This window comes from Grimontia celer (assembly GCF_900055185.1).
GTDB lineage: Bacteria > Pseudomonadota > Gammaproteobacteria > Enterobacterales > Vibrionaceae > Enterovibrio > Enterovibrio celer.
The window spans coordinates 584,134-610,412 of the sequence record NZ_FIZX01000001.1 but is presented as its reverse complement, the minus strand read 5'-3'; the positions used below and the strand labels follow the sequence as shown (position 1 = coordinate 610,412).

At 48.6% G+C, this 26,279-nt stretch carries 18 protein-coding genes, 5 tRNA genes and 1 pseudogene; 5 read left to right on the top strand and 19 right to left on the bottom strand.

Going from position 1 to position 26,279, the window contains the following annotated elements; genetic code table 11:
* Positions 1 to 23 precede the first annotated feature (23 nt).
* The 3 genes from GCE9029_RS02785 to GCE9029_RS02775 form a co-directional block, all read right to left on the bottom strand.
* Entirely contained in the window at positions 24 to 1,067 is a 1,044-nt protein-coding gene (locus GCE9029_RS02785; RefSeq protein ID WP_062660927.1) for a GMP reductase, read from the bottom strand.
* A 345-nt stretch (positions 1,068 to 1,412) separates the two neighbouring features.
* Positions 1,413 to 2,873, bottom strand: a complete 1,461-nt coding sequence (locus tag GCE9029_RS02780) for a chitinase (protein ID WP_082804254.1) — start codon at positions 2,871 to 2,873, stop codon at positions 1,413 to 1,415.
* Between the two features lie 476 nt (positions 2,874 to 3,349).
* On the bottom strand, positions 3,350 to 5,119 hold the full coding sequence (locus GCE9029_RS02775; RefSeq protein ID WP_062660926.1) for a chitinase: 1,770 nt from the start codon (positions 5,117 to 5,119) through the stop codon (positions 3,350 to 3,352).
* Positions 5,120 to 5,489: 370 nt separating this feature from the next.
* On the opposite strand from GCE9029_RS02775, the gene GCE9029_RS02765 reads away from it, so the two are divergent.
* Positions 5,490 to 6,194, top strand: coding sequence for a DNA alkylation repair protein (locus GCE9029_RS02765; protein ID WP_062660924.1), 705 nt, complete (start codon positions 5,490 to 5,492; stop codon positions 6,192 to 6,194).
* Here the strand turns inward: GCE9029_RS02765 and GCE9029_RS02760 are convergent, their stop codons facing one another.
* The 4 genes from GCE9029_RS02760 to GCE9029_RS02745 form a co-directional block, all read right to left on the bottom strand.
* On the bottom strand, positions 6,195 to 6,428 hold the full coding sequence (locus GCE9029_RS02760; RefSeq protein ID WP_062660923.1) for a hypothetical protein: 234 nt from the start codon (positions 6,426 to 6,428) through the stop codon (positions 6,195 to 6,197).
* Between the two features lie 188 nt (positions 6,429 to 6,616).
* A complete protein-coding gene (gene nspC, locus GCE9029_RS02755) occupies positions 6,617 to 7,750 on the bottom strand; it encodes a carboxynorspermidine decarboxylase (RefSeq protein WP_062660922.1) in 1,134 nt (377 codons plus the stop codon).
* A gap of 65 nt (positions 7,751 to 7,815) precedes the next feature.
* Positions 7,816 to 9,060 carry a carboxynorspermidine synthase gene (locus GCE9029_RS02750; RefSeq protein ID WP_062660921.1) on the bottom strand — a complete coding sequence of 415 codons (1,245 nt, stop codon included), beginning with the start codon at positions 9,058 to 9,060 and terminating at the stop codon, positions 7,816 to 7,818.
* 45 nt (positions 9,061 to 9,105) lie between these two features.
* Positions 9,106 to 12,009, bottom strand: a complete 2,904-nt coding sequence (locus tag GCE9029_RS02745) for a pyridoxal phosphate-dependent class III aminotransferase (protein ID WP_062660920.1) — start codon at positions 12,007 to 12,009, stop codon at positions 9,106 to 9,108.
* A 926-nt stretch (positions 12,010 to 12,935) separates the two neighbouring features.
* Between GCE9029_RS02745 and GCE9029_RS02735 the strand changes: the two genes are divergently transcribed.
* Positions 12,936 to 13,565 carry a DUF2238 domain-containing protein gene (locus GCE9029_RS02735; protein WP_062660918.1) on the top strand — a complete coding sequence of 210 codons (630 nt, stop codon included), beginning with the start codon at positions 12,936 to 12,938 and terminating at the stop codon, positions 13,563 to 13,565.
* A gap of 117 nt (positions 13,566 to 13,682) precedes the next feature.
* On the opposite strand, the gene GCE9029_RS02730 is transcribed toward GCE9029_RS02735, so the two are convergent.
* The 9 genes from GCE9029_RS02730 to GCE9029_RS02690 form a co-directional block, all read right to left on the bottom strand.
* Positions 13,683 to 13,769 (bottom strand) — tRNA-Leu (locus tag GCE9029_RS02730).
* A gap of 45 nt (positions 13,770 to 13,814) precedes the next feature.
* Positions 13,815 to 13,890 (bottom strand) — tRNA-Gly (locus GCE9029_RS02725).
* Between the two features lie 3 nt (positions 13,891 to 13,893).
* Positions 13,894 to 13,970, bottom strand: a tRNA-Met gene (locus GCE9029_RS02720).
* A gap of 64 nt (positions 13,971 to 14,034) precedes the next feature.
* Positions 14,035 to 14,110, bottom strand: a tRNA-Gly gene (locus tag GCE9029_RS02715).
* 4 nt (positions 14,111 to 14,114) lie between these two features.
* Positions 14,115 to 14,188 (bottom strand) — tRNA-Cys (locus GCE9029_RS02710).
* Positions 14,189 to 14,464: 276 nt separating this feature from the next.
* Positions 14,465 to 15,667, bottom strand: coding sequence for an enoyl-ACP reductase FabV (gene fabV, locus GCE9029_RS02705; protein WP_062660917.1), 1,203 nt, complete (start codon positions 15,665 to 15,667; stop codon positions 14,465 to 14,467).
* A gap of 153 nt (positions 15,668 to 15,820) precedes the next feature.
* On the bottom strand, positions 15,821 to 18,115 hold the full coding sequence (locus tag GCE9029_RS02700; protein ID WP_062660916.1) for an acyl-CoA dehydrogenase: 2,295 nt from the start codon (positions 18,113 to 18,115) through the stop codon (positions 15,821 to 15,823).
* Between the two features lie 52 nt (positions 18,116 to 18,167).
* Positions 18,168 to 18,845, bottom strand: coding sequence for a TetR family transcriptional repressor PsrA (psrA, locus tag GCE9029_RS02695; RefSeq protein ID WP_062660915.1), 678 nt, complete (start codon positions 18,843 to 18,845; stop codon positions 18,168 to 18,170).
* A gap of 538 nt (positions 18,846 to 19,383) precedes the next feature.
* Entirely contained in the window at positions 19,384 to 20,223 is an 840-nt protein-coding gene (locus tag GCE9029_RS02690; RefSeq protein WP_062660914.1) for an NAD-dependent epimerase/dehydratase family protein, read from the bottom strand.
* A gap of 315 nt (positions 20,224 to 20,538) precedes the next feature.
* On the opposite strand from GCE9029_RS02690, the gene GCE9029_RS02685 reads away from it, so the two are divergent.
* Entirely contained in the window at positions 20,539 to 21,393 is an 855-nt protein-coding gene (locus tag GCE9029_RS02685; protein ID WP_062660913.1) for a MurR/RpiR family transcriptional regulator, read from the top strand.
* A 131-nt stretch (positions 21,394 to 21,524) separates the two neighbouring features.
* On the top strand, positions 21,525 to 22,970 hold the full coding sequence (pyk, locus tag GCE9029_RS02680; protein ID WP_062660912.1) for a pyruvate kinase: 1,446 nt from the start codon (positions 21,525 to 21,527) through the stop codon (positions 22,968 to 22,970).
* Positions 22,971 to 23,018: 48 nt separating this feature from the next.
* Here pyk and GCE9029_RS02675 read toward each other — a convergent pair whose 3' ends face one another.
* Together GCE9029_RS02675 and rimJ are read right to left on the bottom strand one after the other, a co-directional pair.
* Entirely contained in the window at positions 23,019 to 23,624 is a 606-nt protein-coding gene (locus GCE9029_RS02675) for an HD domain-containing protein (RefSeq protein ID WP_062660911.1), read from the bottom strand.
* Complete coding sequence (gene rimJ, locus GCE9029_RS02670; RefSeq protein ID WP_062660910.1) at positions 23,617 to 24,204, bottom strand: ribosomal protein S5-alanine N-acetyltransferase; 588 nt, start codon at positions 24,202 to 24,204, stop codon at positions 23,617 to 23,619. The genes GCE9029_RS02675 and rimJ overlap by 8 nt, the downstream gene beginning before the upstream one ends.
* A gap of 30 nt (positions 24,205 to 24,234) precedes the next feature.
* Here rimJ and GCE9029_RS25740 point away from each other — a divergent pair, with 30 nt between their 5' ends.
* Positions 24,235 to 24,705: a methylated-DNA--[protein]-cysteine S-methyltransferase gene (locus tag GCE9029_RS25740; RefSeq protein ID WP_082804253.1), complete on the top strand. Its 471-nt coding sequence runs from the start codon at positions 24,235 to 24,237 to the stop codon at positions 24,703 to 24,705.
* Positions 24,706 to 24,723: 18 nt separating this feature from the next.
* Here the strand turns inward: GCE9029_RS25740 and tyrR are convergent.
* Positions 24,724 to 26,262, bottom strand: a pseudogene (gene tyrR / locus GCE9029_RS02660) (transcriptional regulator TyrR).
* Positions 26,263 to 26,279: the final 17 nt, after the last annotated feature.

The following is a 26,279-nucleotide window of genomic DNA, read 5'->3' as shown; positions in this document are numbered from 1 at the left end:
AGCGGTTTCGCTTAGCGAACAACTTACTCTTTACCGAATACGTTGTTTTCTTGCTCCTGTACGCGGATGAAAGTGGTGCGCTTTGTTAGCTCTTTCAGTTGCGCTGCACCTAGGTAAGTACAGGTTGAACGCACGCCACCCAGAATATCTGCAATGGTGTTGTGAACCGAACCACGGAAAGGAAGCATTACGGTCTTACCTTCTGCTGCACGGTATTTCGCCACGCCGCCAGAGTGCTTGTCCATCGCTGATTGCGATGACATGCCGTAGAACTTCATGAAAGATTTACCATCTTGTTCAATCACTTCACCGCCGCTTTCTTCATGACCAGCCAGCATACCGCCCAGCATCACGAAATCTGCACCGCCACCGAACGCTTTTGCAACGTCACCAGCACAGGCACAGCCACCGTCACCGATGATGCGACCGCCAAGACCGTGCGCAGCATCCGCACATTCAATGATGGCTGACAGTTGTGGGTAACCCACACCGGTTTTCACACGGGTTGTACACACAGAACCAGGACCGATACCGACTTTCACGATATCTGCACCCGCAAGGATAAGTTCTTCAACCATGTCACCGGTAACCACGTTACCTGCACTGATCACTTTATCCGGGAACTCTGCACGGACTTTCTGAACATACTCAACCAAGTGTTCAGAGTAGCCGTTAGCGATGTCGATACAGATGAAGATCAGCTCATCTGACAGCGCCATGATTTCCTGGGTTTTTACGAAATCCGCTTCAGACGTACCGGTAGATACCATCACATTGTTCAGCACTTTCGCATCTGCACCCGCGACAAACGTCGCCCAGTCTTCAACTGTGTAGTGTTTGTGAACCGCTGTCATGCAGCCGTGTTCAGCCAGCGCTTTCGCCATATCAAATGAACCTACAGAGTCCATGTTTGCAGCGATAACAGGAACACCAGGCCATTGACGGCCACTGTGCTTGAAGGTAAACTCGCGGGTTAATTCAACTTGAGAACGGCTTTTTAGGGTAGAACGTTTCGGGCGAAACAGTACATCTTTGAAACCCAACTTCAAGTCTTGTTCGATACGCATTTGTCTTTCCTTACATCATTTAGACAATGTGCCCTTTCGGACAGGTTGCTTTCCCACGTATGAATCAATTGGCAGATTGTTCATTACGTCACCAGAAAGCAGGCACAAAAAAACCGGAGCGTTGGCAGACGCTCCGGTTTTCAGCATTATAGGCACAGAAATTTTTCAGGCAAGTCTGATATTTATAATTTTTTTGTGATATCTTTTGTCAGATTACAACCTCGAAAAAGTCCTTTTTCCAGTCTCTTCTTCCCCTTAACACTCTCTATTATCTCTCTGATTAAAAAAGAAAAACCGCGCATTTCTTATCGAAACACGCGGCTGATTTTTAAGACTAATTAGTCCTTACAGGACTTTTTTCCAAGGTCCCCATGCTTCACTCAGCAGTGGATCATCACCTTGTGTCCAGTACATCGCTTCATAAGTAACACCGTTTACCACCACGCGATCGCCCGTGTTATAAACCTTGGTAGCACTCCAAGCGTTCGGATCTACTGGCTCACCGCCACCACCCGGAGTACCGGTAGAAGGCTTGTCTGCATCAGCGACAACACGTACGGTTGGCCAGTTAGCATGAGAGCCATAGAAGTTGGTCACACACTTCTCATAATCGCCAGGTACAAGTGCAGAGTATGCGGTTTGGAAGCCCACCAGCTCACACTCAAATGAGAAACCGCCTGGACGGTCCGGGTAGTATTTCCAGTTACCATCCCAGTTAGTGTAAAGCACGTCTGTCGCGCCTTGCAGGTTCAGGCTACCGAATGGCGTTTGCTGCCAACAGGTGTTCTTCTCGTCTGCTTCAATTGGGATTTGATAGTGCGCAGCCAAACCTTCCCAGTAACGGATGCGGTTAACTGGCTGACCTTTATCTTTGTTCTGCTCACCACACTCAATACCACCATTGATGATATTGATCGTAGTACCAAAGCCGTAACCAATACCCGCATCGATTTCACGCTGCGAAGGTTTCCAGGTGCGGTCGATAACATGCAACATCGCTGGTTTTGGTGCTTGTGGCGTCAGGAAGAACCAAATCGCAGATGCCAGGTTCAACCATGAATCCGCAACCAATGCTGGTTCGTTAAGCAAGCGGGTTGCATCGCCATCAAACATTACTTCAGAGAACATGCCGTAGTTAAAGTGGTAAGAAAGCTGTTTCGCACCACGGCCAAAGTAACCCTGACCTGCCGCACATGGCCAACGACGGTTTTGCCAGTCATCCAGACCACAACCTGTGGTGTAGCCTTCCTGACCTTCTGCCCAACCCATTTCGCGAACGTGTACCAGCGCCTGCTGCCACTCTTCCAGTGCAAGCGGGTTATCTGACACGTTATCGACAGCGATATGGCCGCCGGTTTCCTGCGCAAAGTGTGCAAACGCAGTGATGATCGACTTCTTACAGATCGCATCAGCATCACGTCCATCGGTGTAATCACCACAGAATGCCGGGAACTTACCAATCGCTTTCAGGAAGCGGGTGTAAGTGTACTCAGGTGCTGCCATCTGAGTCAGGAAATTCCAATCGGTTTCCGGGAAAACACGCTCTACACGCTTGACGTTATCAGGGTTGGTTGCTGCGCCAGGTACAATGGCATTTACCACTGAGTTTGGCTGAGTGCGAAGTGCCTGAGACCAAATGTCATACATTGGGTCCAGAGTCAGCGCGTCTTCCGCGGCCTGAATTTCTGATTGCGAAACAACAAATCCGTTCGGATTGTCAGGGTCTTGTACTGGATCCATGGTAACGGCGCTGTGAGCCAGAAAGCTCGCGCCGAACAGGGCGGTAAATAAAGCCGAGTGTTTCATCTTAAATTCCTTATCAAAACTTTTTCTGCGAACGTCCATTGGACGTGCCCAAATTGCGCTTTTTTATGCTCCTTCGACCCGTGTTCTATCTGACCAACTAGGTTGTAGATAACGCTGCAGGCCGCGGCGATTCAGTGTTCTTTTATTGATAGCGCGGACAGGGAGACTATATGCATGAGTGAATACACAAGACGACTACTATCGGTAAAAGGAATGTCAGAATGTTTAATGCGCCGACGAGTTATGAGACAGGATGATTTGTTGCTAAGTGATTATTTGACGGTGAGCATATTCTCAATAAAAATAGACAACAGAATGTACTGATTTTACGACATATAACTAAGTGATTATTCTGCGAGTGGCTTCATTGTTTGCATGATACTCGGCACCAGCACGGTATTGACGTGCCGCTTAATCCATAAAAAGTCGTGCTCCACCCACTAAGCAGAGCACGACATTTTCAATTTACAAACGCTTTAAATTTTCTTCCAAGGCCCCCACTGAGCACCAGAAACCGGATTGTTACCCTGATTCCAATAAAGCGCTTCATACGTCACACCGTTTACCAATACTTGATCACCGCCTAGGTAAACTGTGGTCGCGTTCCAAGTGGTTTCTCCCTGATCAGGGTTGGTGCCGGTATCAGGGTTTGTTGTCCCTGTGTCACCACCAGTCCCTCCGGTATCACCACCTGTACCTGTATCCGTGCCTGTATCCGTGCCTGTATCTGTGCCATTCCCTGAGCCAGTATCTGGGTTCGTTGGCGTATTGCCTCCCGTCGTATCACCAGAGACTACCTTCCAAGCTCCCCACTGACCTGCGGTCTCTGGGTTCACGCCTTGGTTCCAGTACTTCGCTTCATACGTGACACCATTCACTGTGACGCGGTCACCAGTAAGGTAGACGGCATCTTTATCCCAAGTATTGGTTGGCGTACCGCCATCTCCTGGGTTAGAACCGTCACCAGGGTTGGTATCAATGACATCAACAACACGCACTGCTGGCCAACCAGCGTGAGATTCATAGAAGTTAGTCACACACTTCTCATAGTCACCTTCCACCAATGCGGAATAAGCCGTTTGGTAACCCACTAATTCACACTCGAACGAATAGCCGCCAGGACGATCTGCGAAGTACTTCCAGTTGCCATCCCAGTTGGTGTAAAGCACATCTGTTGCGCCTTGCAGGTTGAGGCTGCCATAAGGCAGTTGTTGCCAACAGGTATTGGTTTCATCCGCTTCGATAGGGATATTGAAATGCTTTGCCAACCCTTCCCAATAACGGATACGGTTAACTGGCTGACCCTTGTCCTTGTTTTGCTCACCACACTCAATCCCACCATTGATGATGTTAATTGTGGTACCAAAGCCATAGCCAATGCCTGCATCCAGTTCACGCTGTGAAGGAACCCAGGTACGATCAATGACGTGCAACATCGCAGGTTTCGGCGCTTGTGGCGTGAGGAAGAACCAAATCGCGGAAGCCAGATTCAACCAGGAATCAGCCACCAAACCGGGCTCGTTGAGCAGTTTGGTTGCATCACCCGCGTACATCACTTCTGAAAATGCGCCGTAGTTAAAATGGTAAGAAAGCTGTTTCGCACCACGCCCGAAATAGCCTTGACCGGCAGCGCAAGGCCAGCGTTTGTTTTGCCAGTCATTCTGCCCACAGCCAGTCGTGTAGCCTTCCTGCCCTTCTGACCAACCCATTTCACGGACATGGACTAGCGCTTGCTGCCATTCTTCCAAACCTTGTGGGTTATCCCAGTAGTTGTCTATTGCAATATGACCACCGGTTTCCTGAGCAAAGTGCGCAAACGCAGTCACGATCGACTTCTTACAAATAGCGTCAGAATCACGACCATCGGTGTATTCGCCACAGAACGCAGGAAACTTGCCAATCGCACGCAGGAATCGGGTATAGGTGTATTCCGGTGCAGCCATTTGAGTCAGGAAGTCCCAATCTGCCTCAGGGAATACACGCTCAACGCGCTTAACGTTCTCCGGGTTAGAAGCTGCGCCGGGAACAATGGCTTCAACAATGTCGTTCGTTCGCGTGCGCAGTGCCTGCGCCCAAGTGGTGTACATCGGGTCATGCGTTTTTGCCACCTCGGCCGCTTGCACTTCTGCACGGGTGACAACGAAACCCTCTGGATTTTGTGGATCAGGTTGAGGATTCATAGCCATTGCCGCAGGCGCGGCAAGGGTTGCAGCTATTATCGCACTGAGAAAAGCTGTCTGTTTCATCTTCTAAAGTCCTTATCAAAATGAATGGTTGGCTAGCCCTTTCGCTTTTACTTCTTTGGTATTTAGCGATTTTCTCGCTCCGTAAGATCTCTTACGGAAAGCGAATTTTGCTGCCACATCAACTATATGCATCAAGAGATAAAGGACTCGACAAGTATCCACCAGAGAAATGTCAGACTGGATGCAATCTGGCTAAATCGTGATAAAGCATGGTTTGTTGTAGGGTTAATTTTTGAAGTGAAGCAAGTTCAGTGCAGTTTTAATGTAGTTGAACAAACTGAAGCCAAGTCATCTTTTTCGAACGAAATATTCCTTTTTATCAGTAAGCTAGAATTTTCATGGTTATAATGACCCCATTGGAGGAAAGGATATGACTGACGCGCAACGCATCATTGCTGAAGCACAACAACTAGGCGACCCCAAGATCGCAGAGCATTCAGGAAGGTTCTTTAAATCTGGCCCCGGCGAATACGGTGAAGGCGACAAGTTTGTTGGCATTCGGGTGCCCGTGGTCAGAGAGCTTGCCAAACGTCATAAATCTGCTTCTCTCAAGACAATTTCAGTGCTGCTGGAAAGCGAGTGGCATGAAATCAGGCTGCTTGCCTTAGTGATTCTGTCTGAGCAATTTAAGAAGGCAGACGCAGAACAACAAAAGGTCATTTTTGATTTCTATCTTTCCCGAACCCACCTTATAAATAACTGGGATCTGGTCGACAGCTCCGCACACCATATTGTGGGCGGTTACCTCACTGATAAAAAACGGGACATTCTCTACTCGCTGGCAGAATCTAGCAGCCTATGGGAACGACGGATAGCGATGATGGCGACCTTCCCTTTCATAAGAAAAAATCAGTTTGAAGACACCATCAAACTTGCAGAAAAGCTACTTCAAGATAAAGAAGATTTGATCCACAAAATGTGTGGCTGGATGCTGAGGGAACTCGGGAAAAGAGACCTTCCCCTGCTACGCACTTTTCTCGATAAACACGGCCCAGACATGCCAAGAACCATGCTGCGCTATGCCATTGAAAAAATGTCTACAGAGGAAAGAAAGCATTATTTGGCCGTGAAGTAATTACAGTGCGCGGATTTTCTTATCCAGCTCATAACCTTGATCGGTCACCAGTTTTTCAAGCACTTCAATGCGGTTTTTAAGTGCATCAATTTCAGCGACCAACTCCCCTGAACCCTCTGCGACTTTGTTCGCTTCGAATTCACGCACCTGTGCCCGGTAGGCAAAGTAGCTTTTCAGTGTCCGTGTTCCAACAACCAGCGCAACAATGATGATGACAAATAGCAGTGCGTCCATTTTTGCTCCTCCTGAGCCAACACGCTAATAACTCAACGTGTTTCGATAAATCCCCGTGATGGTCGGATCATTAGTCAGTTTTAGTGCAATTTCCAAGCAATAAAAACTGACACTCTGACACGATTCATAAAATCAGAAGAAACGAGTATTAAAAAGGGAGCCGGAGCTCCCTTACATTTGAATTTAAATCAGCTCACTGACCACTGTGACAAAGTGCGTTTGAAGTCCTGATAATCAAATTCGTTCAGTAATTGGATATCACCATTGCTTCGTTGGCAATAAACCGATGGCATGCGAAGGCCGTTAAACCAGTTCAGTTTCACCATGGTGTAGCCAGCACTATCAAGAATATGCAGGCGCTGACCCACTTTAAGTGGTTCGTCAAAACTCGCCACGCAGAACTGATCACCCGCTAGACAAGAGCAACTGCCAATGACATATGTGTGCTCGCCATTCTCGCTGGCTTCACCAATGGAAGCAGGTTCGTTGTAGATCAGCGTATCCAGTCGATGAGCTTCAGTCGCGCTATCGACAATCGCCGTTTTCATCTCGTTTTCGACGATATCCACCACGGTAACAACCAGATCTGTCGTCTTGGTGATAATGGCTTCACCCGGTTCCAGATAAAGCTGCACACCATGGCGCTCACCGAACGCTTTCAGTGCAGCTGCGAGTTTTTCAATGTCGTATCCCGGCCAAGTAAAGAAGACGCCACCACCGAGACTCACCCACTCTAACTGGTCGAGATAGCTGCCAAACTTTTCTGAAATCGCATCAAGCAACCCAACAAAGGCGTCGACGTCTTTGTTCTCGCAGTTCATATGGAACATCACGCCATTGAGTGACGCAAAAATCTCAGGATCAATCTGATCGAAATGAACACCCAAGCGCGAGAATTTACGTGCTGGGTTCGCCAGATCCTGTCCTGCATAGCTCACACCAGGGTTCAAGCGAAGGCCAATCGACGCCTTTCCTTCCACAAGATGGCGATAAGCTGTCAGCTGAGATTGGCTGTTGAAGATCATTTTGTCGCAGATGTCTGCCACTTCACGCACGTCATCTTCGCTGTAACCAACGCTATAGGCGTGGGTTTCGCCACCAAAGGTTTCGTGACCCAATTTCACTTCAAATGGACCACTGCTGGTCGTGCCGTCAAGGTAAGGCTTGATGATGTCGAAAACACCCCAAGTAGAGAAGCATTTCAGTGCCAGTACAAGTTTCACACCGGAGAGATCTTTCAGGCGTTTCGCTTTCTCGAGGTTTTCAATCAGCTTATCTTCTTCAATCAGAAAATAAGGGGTTTTTAATTCTGTTGGATTCATGGTCTTTCTCTACAGAAAAGCCTGCACAACAGAAACTGTCATGCAGGCATTTACTTAAGTCGCGCTTATTTCAGGATGTTGATAACTGGCTCGCTTGGTGACAGTTCTTCAACGCCCCAGTCCAGACCAATTGATGGCATCAGCTCCAGGAATGGGTCCGGGTCCAACTGTTCCATGTTGAATACGCCTTTGCCATTCCACTCACCTTTGAAGTAAAGCAGCGCTGCAGTGATGGCAGGAACGCCTGTGGTGTAAGCAATCGCTTGGTGTTCAACGTCTTTGTAAGCCACTTCGTGGTCAGCATTGTTGTAGACGAACACACTGCGCTGCTTGCCATCCTTTTTGCCCTGAACCCAAGTACCGATACAGGTTTTACCTGTGTAACCCGGCGCCAGAGATGTTGGGTCAGGCAGCAGTGCTTTTAATACTTTCAGCGGCTCAACCACAGTACCGTCTTGCAGCGTAACTGGGTCAGGGCTAAGCAGGCCAATGTCGCGCATACAGTTGAAGTAGTTCAGGTAGCGGTCACCAAAGCCCATCCAGAACTCAATACGTTTAGCCGGAATAAACTCTTTCAGGGAGCGCACTTCGTCATGAGCCATTGAGTAAACTTTGTGGCTGCCAACCAGAGGGAAATCAAATTCCATCATACGGGTGTGACAACCCACTTGCTTCCACTCACCGTCTTCCCAGTAGAAAGAATCACCTTGGATTTCCAGCATGTTGGTTTCTGGGTCAAAGTTAGTCGCGAACTTTTTGCCGTGGTCACCAGCATTCACGTCCATCACGTCAATGGTGTCGATTTCGTCGAACAGGTGCTTGTATGCGTAAGCAGCAAAAACACTCACTACGCCCGGATCGAAGCCCGCCCCCAGAATACCTGTGATGCCTGCTTCTTCGAATTTCTCGCGGTAACCCCACTGCCAGTCATAAGCTTGTGGCACTTGCTGACCTTCAGAACACAGGTCAACAGCAACAGAGGTATCGAGGTAAGACGTTTTAGTCTGGTAGCACGCTTCCATGATGGTCATGTTGACCCATGGAGGACCCGCATTGATAACCAGATCCGGTTTCACTTCATTGATCAGTGCAACCAGCGCTTCCACGTCGTCAGCATCAACCGCTCGTGATTCCAGCTTGTAGCTGGAATCTTTCTGGTTGTTACGACCTTTAATTGATTCAATGATCGCTTCACATTTACCCACAGTGCGGGAAGCAATGGTGTAGTCGCCGAATACATCGTTGTTCTGCGCTGCTTTGTGCGCAATAACCCAACCAACACCACCTGCACCAATTTGTAAAACTGCCATGTTAAATTCCTTTCAAAACTACCGGTTCAAATGCCCGGCAAAAAATCAGAGTGAAGACTGCTTGACGATTTCGCCGCCCAGCGTTTCAAGTTCAGTGAGTAGTTGCTCAAAATCTGTCAGTGACAGGCATGGGTTGAGCAACGTAAATTTCAGTGCAATGTCACCATCGACCACGGTTTCTCCGACCACAGCGCGACCCTGTACTAAGCCATCCAAACGGATTTGCTTGTTGAGGGCATCCAGATCCAAAGACTTATTTGAACCTGTGTAGCGGAACAACACGGTAGAAAGACAAGGTACAGCCAGCAACTCAAAGTCCGGGCGGTGATTCACCATGTCCGCAACTTGCTGTGTTTGGTTCAGAAGGTGATCAACCATAGAACCCAGTGCCTGTGGGCCAACGTTTTGCAGCGTCATCCATACTTTCAGGGCATCAAAGCGACGTGTAGTGGCGATAGATTTGTCTACCAGATTCGGCAGCACATCTTCTTCACGGTTTAGGTAATCGGCGTGATGGCGAATATAGCCAAAGTGCGATTTATCTTTCAGCAGCACGGCGCCACAGCTGATTGGCTGGAAGAACATTTTGTGGAAATCGACCGTCACGGAATCAGCACGTTCAATACCTTCTAGACGTGCGTGGTGACGGCTCAAGATCAACGCACCGCCATATGCCGCATCTACGTGCATCCAAAGACCGTGTCTTTCAGCCAGATCCGCCACATCATCCAGATCATCGATAGATCCGTTATCCGTGGTACCTGCGGTTCCAGTGATCACAAACGGAATCAAACCTGCAGCTTTGAGCGATGCCACCGCTTCTTCTGCTGATTCGATGCTGATGGTGCCATCGGTGTAAGTGTCGACACAGACCACCGCATTTTCACCCAGACCCAGCAATGACGCTGATTTCTGCATAGTGAAGTGGGAGTTCTTCGAGCAAATCACTCGAAGCTTGTCGGCGTATTCCGGCAAACCATCTTTCTGCACATCATGACCGCTGGTTTGCTTGATGATGTGGTCGCGCGCCATCAGCAGACCCATCAGATTGCTTTGGGTACCACCGCTGGTGAACACACCGTCTGATTGCTCATCAAAGCCAAAACGCTTGCAAAGCCAGTCAGTCACTTCTTGCTCTACGAAGGTCGCTGCACTTGCCTGATCCCAAGAGTCCATAGACTGGTTCAGCGCAGTGATAAAGGCTTCTGCAGCCACAGCAGGCAGCATTGGCGGTGTATGTAAGTGCGCGATGCAATGAGGATGCTGAACAATGATGGAATTCTTACCGATCAAGTCCGTCGTCTCATCAATCACATCCGTCAGCGACTGAGGGTTTTCGCCCAATTGCGCGCGGCGGATCTGAGATTGCAGCACCATAGGGTCGAGGCCACTGTATGGTGAGTCTGTGGTTTCAAACAGTTTCTTCAATGCCAAGGTGCTTTGATTCATTGCAGATTCAAAGCCATCAGCGCCGTTTTTACCGACATGAATGAAATGCTCGCGCCAGCTTTGCTGGATGCTGTCCATTGGCTGCGAAACAGGTTTTGGTTCAACCAGCGAGTCAATCGCCTCTTCCAACGCTTTCAGCGCGAAGTCGATTTGCTCAAAAGTGATGATGATTGGCGGCAGGAAGCGCAGCACTGAACCGTCGCGTCCGCCTTTTTCGATGATTAATCCGCGCTCAAGCGCCGCTCGCTGAATGGCAACAGTCAAATCCGGGGCAGATTGAGGTTCGCCAAATTTATTCTTGGTGCCTTCTGGGTCGCAGATTTCCACACCCAGCATCAAACCCTTGCCGCGCACTTCAGCGATACAAGTCGTTTTCTCAGCAATTTTCTCAAGGCCACGGCGAAGGTATTCACCCGAAACTGCAGCTTGGTTTGCCAGGTTGTCACGACGGATGATTTCCATCGCTTTCGCTCCGGATACCATCGCAAGCTGGTTACCGCGGAAAGTACCAGTGTGTTCACCTGGACGCCAAGTGTCGATTTCTTTGTCGAACACTAACAGCGACATTGGCAAACCGCCACCAACTGCTTTAGAAAGACAAAGAATGTCTGGCGTGATGCCTGAATCTTCAAACGCAAAGTGGGAGCCTGTTTTACCGATACCACATTGGATTTCATCGAAAATCAGCAGAATGCCATGCTCTTGGGTAATACGGCGCAGCTCTTTCAACCAAAACGCTGGCGCAGGAATTACACCGCCCTCGCCTTGCACTGGCTCAACGATAATAGCAGCAGGTTTCTGCACACCACTTTCGTCATCAGCCAGCATACGTTCAATGTAACGCAAGCCCTGACGCGCACCTTGTTCGCCATGAAGGCCATATGGGCAACGAAGATCGTATGGGAAAGGCAGGAAATGAACATCAGCCATCAAACCCTGACGGCGCGCTTTAGTTCCAAGGTTACCCATCAGCGCCATGGTACCGTTAGTCATGCCATGGTAAGCACCATGGAACGCGGCAATAGTGTTACGTCCAGTAGTTTGTTTGGCGAGTTTAATTGCCGCTTCAACGGCGTCAGCACCCGAAGGACCACAGAACTGGACTTTCGCATTTTCAGCAAAGTCTTGGGGAAGAAACGCCATCAGCTCACGGATGAATGCATCTTTCGCTGGCGTCGTGATATCCAGCGTTTGATAAGGAATGCCAGCGTGAAGCTGTTCAATCAAAGCCTGATTGATTTCAGGATGGTTGTAGCCAAGTGCCAGAGTCCCCGCGCCTGCGAGGCAGTCCAGATAAATCTGACCGCGGCTGTCTTCGACCAGTGCGCCATTCGCTTTTGCAATAGCAACCGGCAAGCGGCGAGGATAAGAACGAACCTCAGATTCGTAATGCTCCTGACTTAGTAGAAGTTCGTCTGGTGTCAGGTCGTGAAGGCCTTGTAAAACCGGGACTGGGCTCGTCGCCAGCTTGTCCTGTGTTTCGTTAGGAAAGTTAATCATAGTTGTTGATCTTCCATGTTCACCACCCTCGCTCTGCAGAATTTGCGTGTAGCAGTCCCTTCACACAAATCTTGTGTTAAGAGGAATTCAGCAGATGAGTCGTGGAGCACACCCCCGAAAGTTCGGGAAATACCCGCAGAATCACGTCATGCGATATCGGCGGAAACCATAGTGTGTTCGAGCGCGCTAAAACAAAGACGGCAAAGCATCACGATCGAGTCGTGGGGGAACAGCTTTAAAACGTTTGGAAAGCGTCTCTTTTGATCGGGTGGATCAAGGCTCAGTAATAATACTGCAGTTTGGTAAAACGAAGCTGAAGTGGAGGTAATACATAATCACTGTTGGGTTCCTCAATATGCCCCGACTTCGTTGAAGCCAGACAGCTCTATTAATGCCCTTCTACTAGGAAACCATTTCCTAGTACCTACGGTGCGGCGACAACTTCTTCAACATTGCGCCGCGTGTGTCCCGAAAAGCTCTATGTTCGAGATTGTCGCGAAAGGTAACATAGCCACTTTTTTGAACTCAAGCGTTTTTTTCCATTCAGTTAAAATTCGATTAATTCGGTTACATCTGTTACCAATTATGGCTATTCAGCCTTACCGAGGCAGTCTAGAAAGCTATTCAACTCCGCTGTGCTGGCAACTGGCAACTGGCAACTGGCAAAACATGGAGGAAACCAATCTCGATGCTGACGCTAATTAGAAACTTTTTGGGGATGCCATCCTTCTAGGAGAGATAAACCAGATATCGGCTTTTGTGTCATTCTGCCCAACGCCATGAGTCCTATTGTCACATACAAGATGACCACATCAATCTCAGGTCAAAGTCATCAGACTTACCAATACTTTGCGCCCACTACGCTAATAGCCTAAGCTAGCTGACAGTGTGGGTAAGTGACTGTTATTAAAACGTTAGGTATCAAAATGAATAAAGCAAACTTAACAATCTGGCTTGCTATCTTCTTTGCTGTTTTTATTTGGTCAGCAATCAACCCAAAAGATCAGTTCACCTGGTTCCTTGAAGTAGCGCCAGCACTTATTGCACTTATCGCTCTAGCGATGACCCGAAAGTCTTTTCCGCTCACCCAAATCACTTACTTCTTTATTCTGGTTCATTGCGTGATTTTGATGGTTGGTGGGCATTACACATACGCAGAAGTCCCCCTGTTTGATTACATCAAAGAGATAACCAATACCGCACGCAATAACTACGACAAAGTGGGTCACTTTGCGCAGGGCTTCATACCGGCCTTGGTAGCTCGTGAAATACTGATTCGAAACTCAGTGATACCTTCACCACGCTGGCGCAATTTCTTTATCGTGTCGTTCTGTTTGGCTTTCAGTGCGTTCTATGAACTTATCGAGTGGTGGGTTGCCGTTATGTCTGGAGAGTCTGCTGAAGCTTTCCTTGGCACGCAGGGCTACGTTTGGGACACGCAATCAGATATGTTCCTAGCGATGATTGGTGCGATCTCATCGCTGGTTCTATTGGGCAAGATACATGACAAACAACTCGCGAAGCTTGACGCGCGAGAGACCATCAGCAGTCAGTAACAGGGAAATAGGTGGCAACTGCGACAGAAAATCGGAGCTAGCCCCCTATACTTTCGCGCTGAGAAATGACCAAAAGAAAAAGGCCTACAAGCTTATGCTTGTAGGCCTTAATTTAAATGGTGCCCCGGGCCGGACTTGAACCGGCACAACGCGAACGTCGAGGGATTTTAAATCCCTTGTGTCTACCAATTCCACCACCAGGGCACGCAATTCTGTGATTGCGATGATAGGCACCATCTGCAAATAATTTGGAGCGACACACGAGGTTCGAACTCGTGACCTCAACCTTGGCAAGGTTGCGCTCTACCAGCTGAGCTAGTGTCGCAATTGGTTGCGGGAGCCGGATTTGAACCGACGACCTTCGGGTTATGAGCCCGACGAGCTACCAGGCTGCTCCATCCCGCGTCCGTATCTCATTGTTCTCGCACAATGACAGCGATTCCCATTTCCGAATCTCTTTTAAAGAGATTGGAGCGACACACGAGGTTCGAACTCGTGACCTCAACCTTGGCAAGGTTGCGCTCTACCAGCTGAGCTAGTGTCGCATCATGGAGGCGCGTCCCGGAGTCGAACCGAGGTCCACGGATTTGCAATCCGCTGCATAGCCACTCTGCCAACGCGCCTTCGATTGTTCCGCTTCAGTAAGTTGCCGTCCTCTGCGGTACGGGTTGGCATTCTACATAAGTTTTTTGGGCTGTCACGCACTAATTTCGGCGTTTTGGTTTGTTTGCTTCTTTATCGAGCAAATCTGATAAATATCAGCCACATTGATCAAACTTTTAGCAAAAATCTCTGGCATTTTTCATCGCAGCCCTTATGCAGCGCGGCCTGCAAACGCTCAAAAGAAAAAGCCAGCGAATAATACGCTGGCTTCAGTTTCACTATTTCAGCTGTCTGAATTAGATAGCTTTAACGTCAAAATCCACTTCTGGGTTAACGTCTGCGTCGTAATCCACACCTTCAACACCAAAGCCGAACAGTTTTAGGAATTCTTCTTTGTATTCCACGTAGTCTGTCAGATCTTTCAGGTTCTCTGAAGTGATTTGCGGCCACAGGTCACGGCAATGTTGTTGGATGTCGTCACGCAGCTCCCAGTCATCCAGACGCAAACGGTTTTTGTCGTCGACTTCTGCCGCTGAACCATCAGCCTTGTAAAGGCGCTGGCTGAACATGCGGTAGATTTGCTCCATACAGCCTTCGTGAACGCCTTCTGCGCGCATTTTCTTGAACACCATAGCGATGTACAAAGGCATAACTGGAATCGCTGAGCTCGCCTGAGTCACAACCGATTTCAGTACCGCTACGTTTGCAGTACCGCCAGTCACGGAAAGCTTGTCGTTCAGTGCCGCTGAGGCGCGGTCCAAGTCCATCTTCGCACGGCCCAATGCGCCGTCCCAGTAAATTGGCCAAGTCAGCTCAGTACCGATGTAGCTGTATGCCACTGTCTTACAACCGTCAGCCAGCACGCCTGCGTCAGACAGTGCTTGAATCCACAGTTCCCAGTCTTCGCCACCCATCACGGTAACCGTGTCTTTGATTTCCTGCTCTGTTGCAGGCTCAACACTGGCTTCGATGATTTGGTCTTTGTTGGTGTCTACTGCTGTAGAAGTGTAAACATCACCAATTGGCTTCAGTGATGAACGAACCACTTCACCGGTTTTTGGCAGTTTACGAACTGGAGAAGCCAGTGAGTAAACCACCATATCAACCTGACCAAGATCTTCTTTAATCAGCTCGATCGCTTTCTTTTTCGCTTCATCAGAGAATGCATCGCCGTTCAGGCTCTTTGAGTAAAGACCTTCTTCCTTGGCGAATTTGTCGAATGCCGCAGAGTTGTACCAACCCGCTGTGCCCGGCTTTTTCTCCGTGCCTGGCTTTTCGAAGAACACACCGATGGTCGCTGCACCGCCGCCAAACGCAGCAGCAATGCGCGATGACAGGCCATAGCCGCTAGATGAGCCTACTACCAGCACACGCTTTGGTGCGTTAGCAATTGGGCCTTGGGCTTTGGTGTATTCGATTTGCTCTTTTACGTTAGCTTCACATCCTTTTGGATGGGTAGTCGTACAGATAAATCCGCGAATTTTCGGTTTGATGATCATATTCAACCTTCCTTTCAAAGTTGGGCTTAGGATAAATACTTCATCTTGTTTTGGCACTTGTTTTTGTCGCAAAACCCCGATTTCGGGTAGTGGTTGGAGGTGTTAGCAAGAAAAAACGCCGCAGTTGCGGCGTTTTTGAGAACAAATCTGCTGTTATGCAGCTTTACCTTTCTTCGGGCTAGCCGGTGCAGACTCAGATTCTGACTTGAACCATGAAGGGTCAAAGTTATCCACCTGAATCGCTTCGTAGCGCAGCCCATCAGCGTGTTTGATTTGGTCAACTTCTTCTTGGGTCAGAATATTCTGCTCAAGGGCAGCATACAAACGTTCGGACAGTAAACCTTTCGCAGGGATTTTCTTCGCCTTTGCCGCAACCGCCATTTTCTTCTCAAGCGGCTTAACCGCCACCATGGCTTCGAAAGCGCGCTCCATAATACCTACCGGGTCAGTTGCTTTGTCGCCAACATAACAAAGGTGCGTCAGACGCTCGCGGTGTGCACCCGGGGTCATCAGAAGATCAGCAATTTGCGTTGCCAGTTTGTCTGATGGAGCTTTGTAGTGCATACCCAGTGGGAACAGGATGGCACGCAGCGAGAAACCAACACCTCTCTGCGGGAAGTTGTTGAACGCACCGTCAAAAGCTTCCGCACACTTGTTCAAACAATGCTGCAGTGAGTAGTGAACGAATGGTAGGTCAGCTTGCTGACGACCTTCATCTTCGTAGCGCTTCAATACTGCAGAAGCCAAGTACAGGTGACTCAGTACATCGCCCAAGCGGGCAGACAGCATTTCACGGCGTTTCAGCTCGCCGCCCAGCGTCAACATGGCAACATCGGCCGTAACTGCCAGCGCGCGGCTCATACGGGACAGTTGACGATAGTAAGCCGCCGTTTCGCCCGATACCGGTGATTTGTTAAAGCTTGAGCGAGTAAATGCATTGGTGAAAGACATCAACACGTTCTTAGTGGCAAAACCAATGTGTTTGATCAACAGCGAATCAAACGCTTCTGCACCTTTTGCTTCATCTTGCTCTGCCGCCGCTTCCATTTCTTTCAGTACGTATGGGTGACAACGTGTCGCACCCTGTCCGAAGATCATCAGGTTACGGGTCAGGATATTCGCCCCCTCTACTGTGATTGCCACTGGCATACCAAAGTAGTGGTGACCAACATAATTCAAAGGCCCCAACTGGATAGCACGGCCCGCATGAATGTCCATCGAATCATTCAGGATGGTGCGCGCCAGTTCAGTCATGTGGTATTTGGCAATGGCAGTCACAATACCCGGCTTCTCATGCATATCCAGAGAAGTCGTGGTCAGTGTGCGCGCCGCTTCGAGCATATAGGTGTAACCACCAATGCGGCCCATCGCCTCGCCCACACCCTCGAATTTACCGATGTGCATACCAAACTGTTTACGTACGTAAGCGTAAGCACCTGTTGTACGCGCAGTAAGGTGGCCGACTGCCGTACCCAGTGCTGGCAGTGAAATACCACGACCTGCTGACAGACATTCCACCAGCATACGCCAGCCGCGACCGACATAATCTTGACCACCGATGACCCACTCCATTGGAATGAACACATCCTGACCACGTGTTGGGCCGTTCATGAAGGACAAACCTAGCGGATTATGACGCTCACCAATTTCAACGCCTTCGTGATCAGCTGGGATCAAGGCACAGGTAATGCCAAGTTGCTCTTTATCGCCCAGCAGGCCTTCTGGATCGTGCAGTTTAAAAGCAAGGCCAAGTACAGAAGCCACTGGCGCAAGTGTGATGTAGCGTTTGTTCCACGTCAGGCGAATACCCAGCACTTCTTTACCTTCGTGCTCGCCCATACACACAATGCCTTTATCCGGGATAGAACCCGCATCTGAACCCGCTTCAGGGCCAGTCAAAGCAAAACATGGAACATCTTGGCCATTTGCCAAACGTGGCAGCCAGTAGTTCTTTTGATCTTCGGTGCCGTAGTGAGTCAGTAGCTCACCTGGCCCAAGAGAGTTTGGTACCATCACTGTGACAGCCGCACTCAGGCTTCGCGTGGCGATGCGTGAAACAATTGTTGAGTTTGCATATGCAGAGAACTCAAGACCACCGTATTCTTTCGGAATGATCAGTGAGAAGAATTTTTCTTTCTTCAGGAACTCCCAGACCTCTGGTGGCAGATCTTTACGCTCCTGAACAATTTCAAAATCGTCCAGCATCCCCAGAAGTTCTTCTAACTGGTTATCCATAAACGCTTTTTCTTCGTCAGTTAAGCGTGGTTTTGGATACTGCAGCAACTTGCGCCAGTCGGGATTACCGGCGAACAACTCGCCATCCCACCATACACTGCCAGCTTCCATCGCCTCACGCTCGGTTTCAGACAGCGGCGGAAGAACCTTTTTGAAAAACTTAAACGCTGGGTCGCTTAAATAACGTCTTCTAAGTGATGGTTGAGAGCTCATGATTCAGATCCTTGTATTTGTAACACGTTAATTTTTTTATTATTTTTTAGCTTTATCCTGCACTACGCGGAATGTTGCGTGGCACAAGTGATAGTTCCTGACCGGCAGGCGCATCCACACCAGCAGCCAGATAAGGGATCAATCGATCGAGAATGTCTTCGGTGGTGACATTGTTACCGAAATCATTCTCAGCGATTTCACTTAATGCTACGTTTGACGCCATAGTGAAAATCACCGCGCCCAGCGTAAAGTGAAGTCGCCAGAAAACATGTTCAGGTTTTAGAGATGGATTAGCTTTGGCAACGGCTTGGGTAAATAGAGTGAGTACCGAGTCATAGCGGGTAGTGATAAACCAACGAAGGTGGCCCTGCACGTCGGTGTAACCACGGCCGATCAGCTGCATAAACGTAGAAGCGCCATGACGACGGAAGGTGTCTAGCCCCAACAGTGGGCGTTTAGTGCACGCGAACACTTCTTCCATTGAGATTTCGTCTTTCACTAAAAGCAGCTTTAATTCCTGCTCAAGTTGCGGCATGAATTGTTCGAGATACCGGGCAAGTACCGCACGCACAAGTGACTTCTTATCACCAAAGTGATAATTCACCGAAGCCAGGTTAACCCCCGCCTTGCTCGTGATGGTGCGAAGTGAGGTCTCTTTGAAACCATGCTCAGCAAACAGCTGCTCCGCGGCATCCAGAATTTTTCCTTTGGTTTCGCCTTTCCCTGCCATTTTCATTCACCTGTATTAAACACCTGTTTAACTTTACATCCCGTTAGCATTAATAACAACCCCTAAACAATCATCAAAAAATTCGATGTTCTGGGGTTAAAAAATGGGTTGCGATAACTTGTTGTAAAGTAATGTCATTCGGTGAAAAGGCTCAAAGTCACACTCATTAGTGAGAAAAAAATCGAACCTTAGGGGAACAATTGGCGTTTCATCAGGTCACATATAATGCCACTGCTTTTTCTTAGAAGTTTTTATTCTTCTGGAGCCCGTACACTGATTTGAGTACGGGCTTTTTTTCGTATGAAGGCAAGGATTGGTCACAGTAGGGTGGAGAAAAATTTTTTTCGAAAATTTTGAACTTAATGAAAATACCTCAGTCTGAATGTATGTAGATAGCAGATAAGTGCCTTTTGATGTATTGCTGGCCGCCACACATGATTTCTGACTTATCGCTAGATGCTGCTGCTTTTTCTTACTCCTGCTTACAAACATTTATGTTGCCCGCTTCAAATGAAGCGGGCTTTTTTTATGTCTGCTGTTACTTACCGAGCTCAGGCAGCGGCATATCAAATGGGGACGGATACTTAAGCGTGAGGCCCAATATCTCTAAGGTCTGGGCAGACTCAATGACTTTCCCCTCCCCTCCGTCTTCAATAAACACTGGTTCTTTCAAGTCCAATCCTTTCGCTGCCCAGCGGTAGAATTCAGAACGGGTTGGGTGGTCAGTTGCACTCAAGTGGAATATCTCTCCACCTCTCTCAAGCGCAATAATTGCGCTTATGGCTTGGATGCAATCTTCGCGATGAATAAGGTTCACCGGATCTAACCCACCACTCACATTTTCTCTTCCTGCTAGGTGCTTACCTGGATGCCTTTCATCGCCAATCAGCCCCGATAGCCTGAGCACTACGCCGTGTTCACCAAACTCTTTCAGGACGTAATTTTCTATTTCCCGATGTGCTTTACCAGATTCCGTCGAGGGTTCACAGGCTGTGCTTTCTTTAACGATCCCTGTGACACTCCCGTAAACAGAAGTGGTACTGATAAAGATGAACTGTTTTACACCACCAGATTTTGCGGTATCTACCAGGTTCTTCATTGCACTGACAAACTCGTTGCCATCTACAGTGCGTCTGCCAGGGGGAATGTTGGCAACGAAGACATCGCTCTCAAACAAAGGCTGTGATGAAAGGTCGCGTTTTTCGCTAAATATGTCGAACACAACGCCGTTTATGTGTTTCGATTTTAGCGTTTCAAGAGACGCTGAACTGCGTTTACTACCCGTAACCGCATACCCTACATGATGCAGGTGTTCGGCAAGTGCAAGGCCAAGCCAACCACATCCGCTTATTGAAACTGTTTTATATGGTTTCGACATCGAAAGTTCCCTGTAAGCCATTTTCAATTCTTAGCTTTATTCATTCGAGACGTGCCACAAGAACCGAACCGATTTCGCATTTGGTGAAAAAAACCTTCGGCATTGTGTAATTAAGCAACTAAAAGCGTGAATGAATACAAATTTTTTAAAGGTAATTTTTGGTTAAAATGTCTTTAAACGAATCCAACCGTTAGACTCGACTATAACATTGTTGGACATCGAAATATTTCACCCAATAGCGTCAGACCGCGCTGCCAGCCAAATAAGGCAGCAAAGACTGACAAAACAGACAGCGGAAGCAACGCGGTAATCTGAATGAACACCCTGGAAAAAATACAAAAAAATATTGAAAACTTTAGTAAGTCGGAAAGGAAAGTCGCTGAAGTGATCATCGCTTCTCCTCAGACTGCTATTCACTCCAGCATCGCCACACTCGCCAAAATGGCAGACGTCAGCGAACCAACGGTGAACCGATTCTGTCGCCGGCTGGATACCAAGGGCTTCCCTGATTTTAAACTTCATCTGGCACAAAGCCTGGCGAACGGTACACCTTACGTGAACCGAAATGTCGAGGAGCACGACAGCGCTGACGCTTACACCTCGAAGATTTTCGAATCGACGATGGCATGTCTGGATGTAGCGAAAAACAGCATTGACGCCCATCAAATCAATCGAGCTGTGGATTTGCTGACTCAGGCCAAGAAAATTTCTTTCTTTGGTTTAGGAGCTTCAGCGTCTGTTGCTCACGATGCGCAAAACAAATTCTTCCGCTTCAACATTCCTATCGTCTGTTTCAATGACATCGTTATGCAGCGCATGAGCTGTATTAACTGTACAGATGGTGACGTTGTTGTTGTTATATCACACACTGGCCGTACCAAGTCGCTGGTAGATGTGGCGAATCTAGCAAAGGAAAACGGTGCAACCGTCATTGGTATTACTGAGAAAGGCTCACCTTTGGATAAAGTCTGTTCGCTGACCATCACTCTCGATGTACCAGAAGACACTGACATCTACATGCCAATGGCAAGCCGCGTCGTTCAGATGACCGTGATTGATGTATTGGCAACCGGCTTTACACTTCGTCGAGGCCCTGGATTCCGCGAGAACCTAAAACGCGTGAAAGAGGCTATTAAGGACTCTAGATTCAACAAAGAGTCACTTACCTGATTTAAAGGGCAGACCGAAGGTCTGCCCTTTTTCTTTTAGTTCCGCCCGCTCAGCTACACTTCTTAATAAACATAATTATCACTATCTATACAGCTATCTTTTCGTAAGCATTTTCTACTCAGGAGACTTTCATGTCTGAGATATTACGTCGAACAAAGATCGTGACTACATTGGGCCCGGCTACCGATAAGGAAGGTATGCTGGAACAAATCATCGCTGCTGGCGCCAACGTGGTGAGGATGAACTTCTCTCACGGTACCGCTGAGGATCACATCGACCGTGCAAACAAAGTTCGTGCTATCGCAGCCAAGCTTGGCCGCCATGTTGGTATCCTCGGCGATCTGCAAGGGCCAAAAATTCGTGTTTCCACCTTTGCCGATGGCAAAGTGCAACTCGCCGTGGGTGACCGCTTTGTCTTAGATGCAGCGCTTGAGCCCGGTAAAGGTGACAAAGAATGTGTCGGCATCGATTACAAAAACCTACCAAGTGATGTATCGGCCGACGACATCCTTCTTCTCGATGATGGACGCGTTCAGTTAAAAGTGCTCTCCGTCGACGGTACTAAAATCCACACGGAAGTCACCGTTGGTGGGCCACTTTCCAACAACAAAGGCATCAACAAAAAAGGTGGCGGTTTATCAGCTCCTGCTCTGACTGACAAAGACAAACAGGACATTCTCACCGCCGCGAAGATCAATGTTGATTACCTCGCGATTTCGTTCCCACGTAATGGTGATGATATGCGTTTGGCGCGCTCATTAGCGCGTGATGCTGGTTTGGACGCACGTTTGGTTGCCAAAGTTGAGCGTGCAGAAACGGTGGCGACAGACGAGAACATTGATGACATCATCGAAGCTTCTGATGCTGTGATGGTGGCTCGTGGTGATCTGGGTGTGGAGATCGGCGACCCCGAACTGGTGGGTGTGCAGAAAAAACTTATCCGCCGTGCCCGTTCGATGAACCGCTGTGTGATTACCGCGACACAAATGATGGAATCGATGATCAAAGCACCCATGCCAACACGCGCAGAAGTCATGGATGTGGCAAATGCTGTGCTGGATGGAACAGACGCCGTCATGCTGTCTGCTGAAACCGCAGCGGGCGATTACCCGCTGGAAACCGTGAAATCTATGGCTGAAGTCTGTATTGGTGCAGAGAAGATGCCATCAATTAACGTTTCCAATCACCGCTTGAACAAAGAGTTTGAGCTGATTGAAGAAACGGTTTCCATGGCGACGATGTACGCGGCAAACCATATGCCGAAAGTAAAAGCCATGGTGTCACTGACTGAGTCCGGCAAAACAGCACTCATGATGTCCCGTATCAGTTCGGGCAAGCCAATATTTGCCCTTTCCCAACATGAATCCACACTGTCACGTGCAGCGCTTTATCGTGGCGTGACACCGGTCTATTTCGAAAGTGACACCGGTGCTGGTGCAGAAGTGGCTCACAAAGCCATTGCCCTTCTGAAAGAGAAAGGCTACCTAAAACCTTGGGACGTAGTGATTTTCACTCAAGGTGACGTGATGGGCTATGTCGGCGCGACAAACACCATGCGTATGATTACCGTGACCTAACAAGCCTAGGCGTCATTGCAGGCAGTAAAATCCCGGCTATTGCCGGGATTATTTTTTCAACCAACCTTTTTCGACTGCTTCACTCAGCATCATTTGTACTTTTTCCCAGAGCAGAGCGGAGCCTTTTTCAATCTTGCCGTTAATGGTCAACGCCTGATCGTAGCGCACACCATATTCTTTCCAACTCTGCCCTTCGCTGTGGTAGTTCAAAAGCATAGGCAACATACGATCCAACGCTTTCCCATATCTCGCCTCCGGCGTTTCACCTGCTTCAAACTCTAACCACAATGACATCAGCACATCCCGCTGATCTACCGGCAACATACCAAAAATACGCTTGGCTGCTTTTAACTCTTTCTCTGGCTGAAGTTTTGCCGCCTCTAAATCGTAAACGAAGGTGTCACCTGCATCGATTTCAACCACATCGTGGAGCAGCAGCATCTTCACCACTTTCGCAATGTCTACTGGCTCATTAGCATGTTCTTCCAGCAACAGTGCCATCAAAGCAACCTGCCAGCTGTGTTCAGCAGAATTTTCCAATCGCCCATCATCACTCTTCACACGGGTTCTTCTTAACACAGCTTTGAGTTGATCAATCTCGACTATCAGTGCCAGCTGCTTTTCAAGCCTTTCAAATGCGGACATTTCACTCATTGGTTGAAGCTACCCATTTGGAGTTAATGACAGAGGTGAGGATGTGGTCTTCCCAGTTTCCGTTAATCAGCAAATAATCCTTGGCTTCGCCTTCTTTCTTGAACCCGGCAGCTTCCAGAACGGCTTCACTGCGCTTATTTCTTGGCATGTACGACGCCATAATACGGTGCATATTTAAGTTATCGAAAAGCCACTGATTCGTTGCTTTCAGCGCCCGGCGCATGATGCCTCGTCCTTGCGCAGATTCTGCCAACGAGTACCCAACATTACAGGCATGAAACGGGAACTGCATGATGTTGTTGTAGGTAATAACGCCACAAACTTCGTCACTGCCCTCTTCAAAAATCATGAAATAGTACGCAAGCCCATGACGCTGTAATTCAGTCAATTGAATAACGCGTCTTTCCCAACCTTCATAGGTAAAAAAGCTGTCCGGTCTCAAGGGTTCCCAAGGTGTCAAATATTGGCGATTGGCCTGAAAATAATTCACGATAAGTGGGAGATCAGGCTTCTGAATCGCACGAATGATAAGATTATCAATACGTAAATGCGGGAAAGGGTTTATAATTTCGACAGACAATTCGCCTCCTATCCAACTGTGTCGTTACTTATGTATTACGATAGCTTTGAATCACCGCTGGGGAAAATTCACATATTGGCTGATGAGTCTGGGCTCAGACAATTGACCTTATGCCTTCATCATCCTGTTGAGTCTTGCAAACAGTGGAAGCACTCCCCCAAACATCTCGCCCAGTACAAGAAACAAATCATCGAGTTCCTTAAAGGGGAACGCGCCAAGTTTGATATTCCCCTCGCGCCTGATGGCACCGAATTCCAACATAAGGTCTGGCAAGTGCTCCGTGAAATCCCATACGGAGAAACAAGGTCTTACGCTGATATTGCGCGGGAAATCGGTAATCCTCAAGCTTGTCGGGCCGTCGGGATGGCGAATAATGTCAATCCTATCCCCTTGGTCATCCCTTGCCACCGTGTTATTGGCAGTGATGGCGAGTTGACCGGCTATCGCTATGGTTTGGAAATCAAACAAAAGCTCCTCACCATGGAAAAAAACGGTGGCTGAGGCCACCGTTTTTGTTTTCTATTTCTTACCAATACCGTATTCGCGAAGTTTGTTTGCCACAGCAGTGTGAGAAACGCTGAGCCGCTTCGCGAGCTTTCGAGTTGATGGATAACTGCGATAAAGGTTCGACAGAATACCTGACTCGTAACGCTTCATGATGTCATCCAGCGAGCCTTCCAGTGTCTCCTCTGTCAGGAAGGCACTTTGTTCCGTTTACGGCAATTGGATGTCATCTTTGGTCAGGCAACCTTCCTCGATTTGTGTCATTGCGCGGAACAGCACATTTCGTAGCTGTCTGACATTGCCCGGCCAAGAATACTGGTTCAAAAACTCGAGTACACCTTGTTGCAACATAGGTCTTTCCTGACCCAGCTCAGCGGCAAACTGATTCAGGAACAGCTCAGCAAGAGGCTGCACGTCTGAAGGGCGTTCACGCAAAGGCGGGACAGTCAGGGAAAGAACATTCAATCGATAATACAAATCTTCGCGGAACTGCCCCGCAGCGACGCGCTCTGAAAGATTTTTCTGTGTGGAGCAAATCACACGGACATCAACCTTGATCTCTTTTTCTTCGCCAACACGACGGAAGGTGCCATCTTGCATAAATCGAAGCAGTTTGATCTGCAGGTGCTGGCTCATTTCGCCTACTTCATAAAGGAACACGGTTCCTCCATCAGCCTGCTCTAGCTGACCTTTTTTACCCTCACGCCCTTCCATCGGTGCGCAGCCAAACAGCTCAGTTTCTGCGGCATCATCCGGCATGGAAACACAGTTCACCAACAGGAATGGGTGTTCTGCGCGATGTGACCGTTGATGACAGGCTTTGGCCAGCATTTCTTTGCCTGTACCAGTTTCACCTTGAATCAGGAGTGGCGCATCCAACGTGGCAAATTTTTTCGCTTGATTGACCAAGGTGCGAAATTTGCTGGATTGACCCACCAGATGCTCAAAACCATGTTCGCCCGGCGTACGATATAACGTCGTTGGCAGATGGTTCATGGAAACCTGTTTAAGCTGTATTACCGCACTGGCCAGCACGTCTTTGTCTTCACTGTCGGTTACATATACCGGCATCACTTCCATCAGGTAATCCATACCTGAAAGCACAACCTGGCGATGGATTTGACCGGCGTTATCGCGCTCCAGCCAATGGGTGAAGTTGAAATCAGGGAACACACTGTTAGCCGTTTCGCCAATCAGATCAGACTCTTCACTGCCCATCAGACGCAATGCGGCCTTATTCGCCATATCGACTTTGCCACTGAGATTGACCGAAAAGACGGGGTCGCTCAGTGTTTCGAGCAATGCGCGCAGTTCACGGTGTTCGCGCTCGGCTGGCAGAAACTGTATTTTCCGCACATCAGTCACGCCGCTGATAAGACGGATTTCCGACATCAATTGCCTGAACTCTTCGAATTCTATTTCGGGGCAGTTGAGATAGATAATGCCGACCTGGTCAATTTCGATACCACGCAAGTCAATGTTACGACGTGCCAGAATGTCGAGGAGTTCGCGGGTTAATCCAAGTCGATCTTCGCAAAAGACCTGTAATCTCACGGTAGTGTCCTGTATGC

Bases quoted from the DNA above. Each gene is read 5' to 3' on its own strand.
- GCE9029_RS02775 (WP_062660926.1), bottom strand. From the start codon at position 5,119: ATGAAACAGACAGCTTTTCTCAGTGCGATAATAGCTGCAACCCTTGCC.
- GCE9029_RS02750 (WP_062660921.1), bottom strand. From the start codon at position 9,060: ATGGCAGTTTTACAAATTGGTGCAGGTGGTGTTGGTTGGGTTATTGCG.
- nspC (WP_062660922.1), bottom strand. From the start codon at position 7,750: ATGAATCCAACAGAATTAAAAACCCCTTATTTTCTGATTGAAGAAGAT.
- GCE9029_RS02760 (WP_062660923.1), bottom strand. From the start codon at position 6,428: ATGGACGCACTGCTATTTGTCATCATCATTGTTGCGCTGGTTGTTGGA.
- GCE9029_RS02685 (WP_062660913.1), top strand. From the start codon at position 20,539: ATGAACACCCTGGAAAAAATACAAAAAAATATTGAAAACTTTAGTAAG.
- GCE9029_RS02690 (WP_062660914.1), bottom strand. From the start codon at position 20,223: ATGTCGAAACCATATAAAACAGTTTCAATAAGCGGATGTGGTTGGCTT.
- psrA (WP_062660915.1), bottom strand. From the start codon at position 18,845: ATGGCAGGGAAAGGCGAAACCAAAGGAAAAATTCTGGATGCCGCGGAG.
- GCE9029_RS02765 (WP_062660924.1), top strand. From the start codon at position 5,490: ATGACTGACGCGCAACGCATCATTGCTGAAGCACAACAACTAGGCGAC.
- GCE9029_RS25740 (WP_082804253.1), top strand. From the start codon at position 24,235: ATGTATTACGATAGCTTTGAATCACCGCTGGGGAAAATTCACATATTG.
- GCE9029_RS02745 (WP_062660920.1), bottom strand. From the start codon at position 12,009: ATGATTAACTTTCCTAACGAAACACAGGACAAGCTGGCGACGAGCCCA.
- fabV (WP_062660917.1), bottom strand. From the start codon at position 15,667: ATGATCATCAAACCGAAAATTCGCGGATTTATCTGTACGACTACCCAT.
- GCE9029_RS02780 (WP_082804254.1), bottom strand. From the start codon at position 2,873: ATGAAACACTCGGCTTTATTTACCGCCCTGTTCGGCGCGAGCTTTCTG.
- GCE9029_RS02735 (WP_062660918.1), top strand. From the start codon at position 12,936: ATGAATAAAGCAAACTTAACAATCTGGCTTGCTATCTTCTTTGCTGTT.
- GCE9029_RS02785 (WP_062660927.1), bottom strand. From the start codon at position 1,067: ATGCGTATCGAACAAGACTTGAAGTTGGGTTTCAAAGATGTACTGTTT.
- GCE9029_RS02700 (WP_062660916.1), bottom strand. From the start codon at position 18,115: ATGAGCTCTCAACCATCACTTAGAAGACGTTATTTAAGCGACCCAGCG.
- GCE9029_RS02675 (WP_062660911.1), bottom strand. From the start codon at position 23,624: ATGAGTGAAATGTCCGCATTTGAAAGGCTTGAAAAGCAGCTGGCACTG.
- pyk (WP_062660912.1), top strand. From the start codon at position 21,525: ATGTCTGAGATATTACGTCGAACAAAGATCGTGACTACATTGGGCCCG.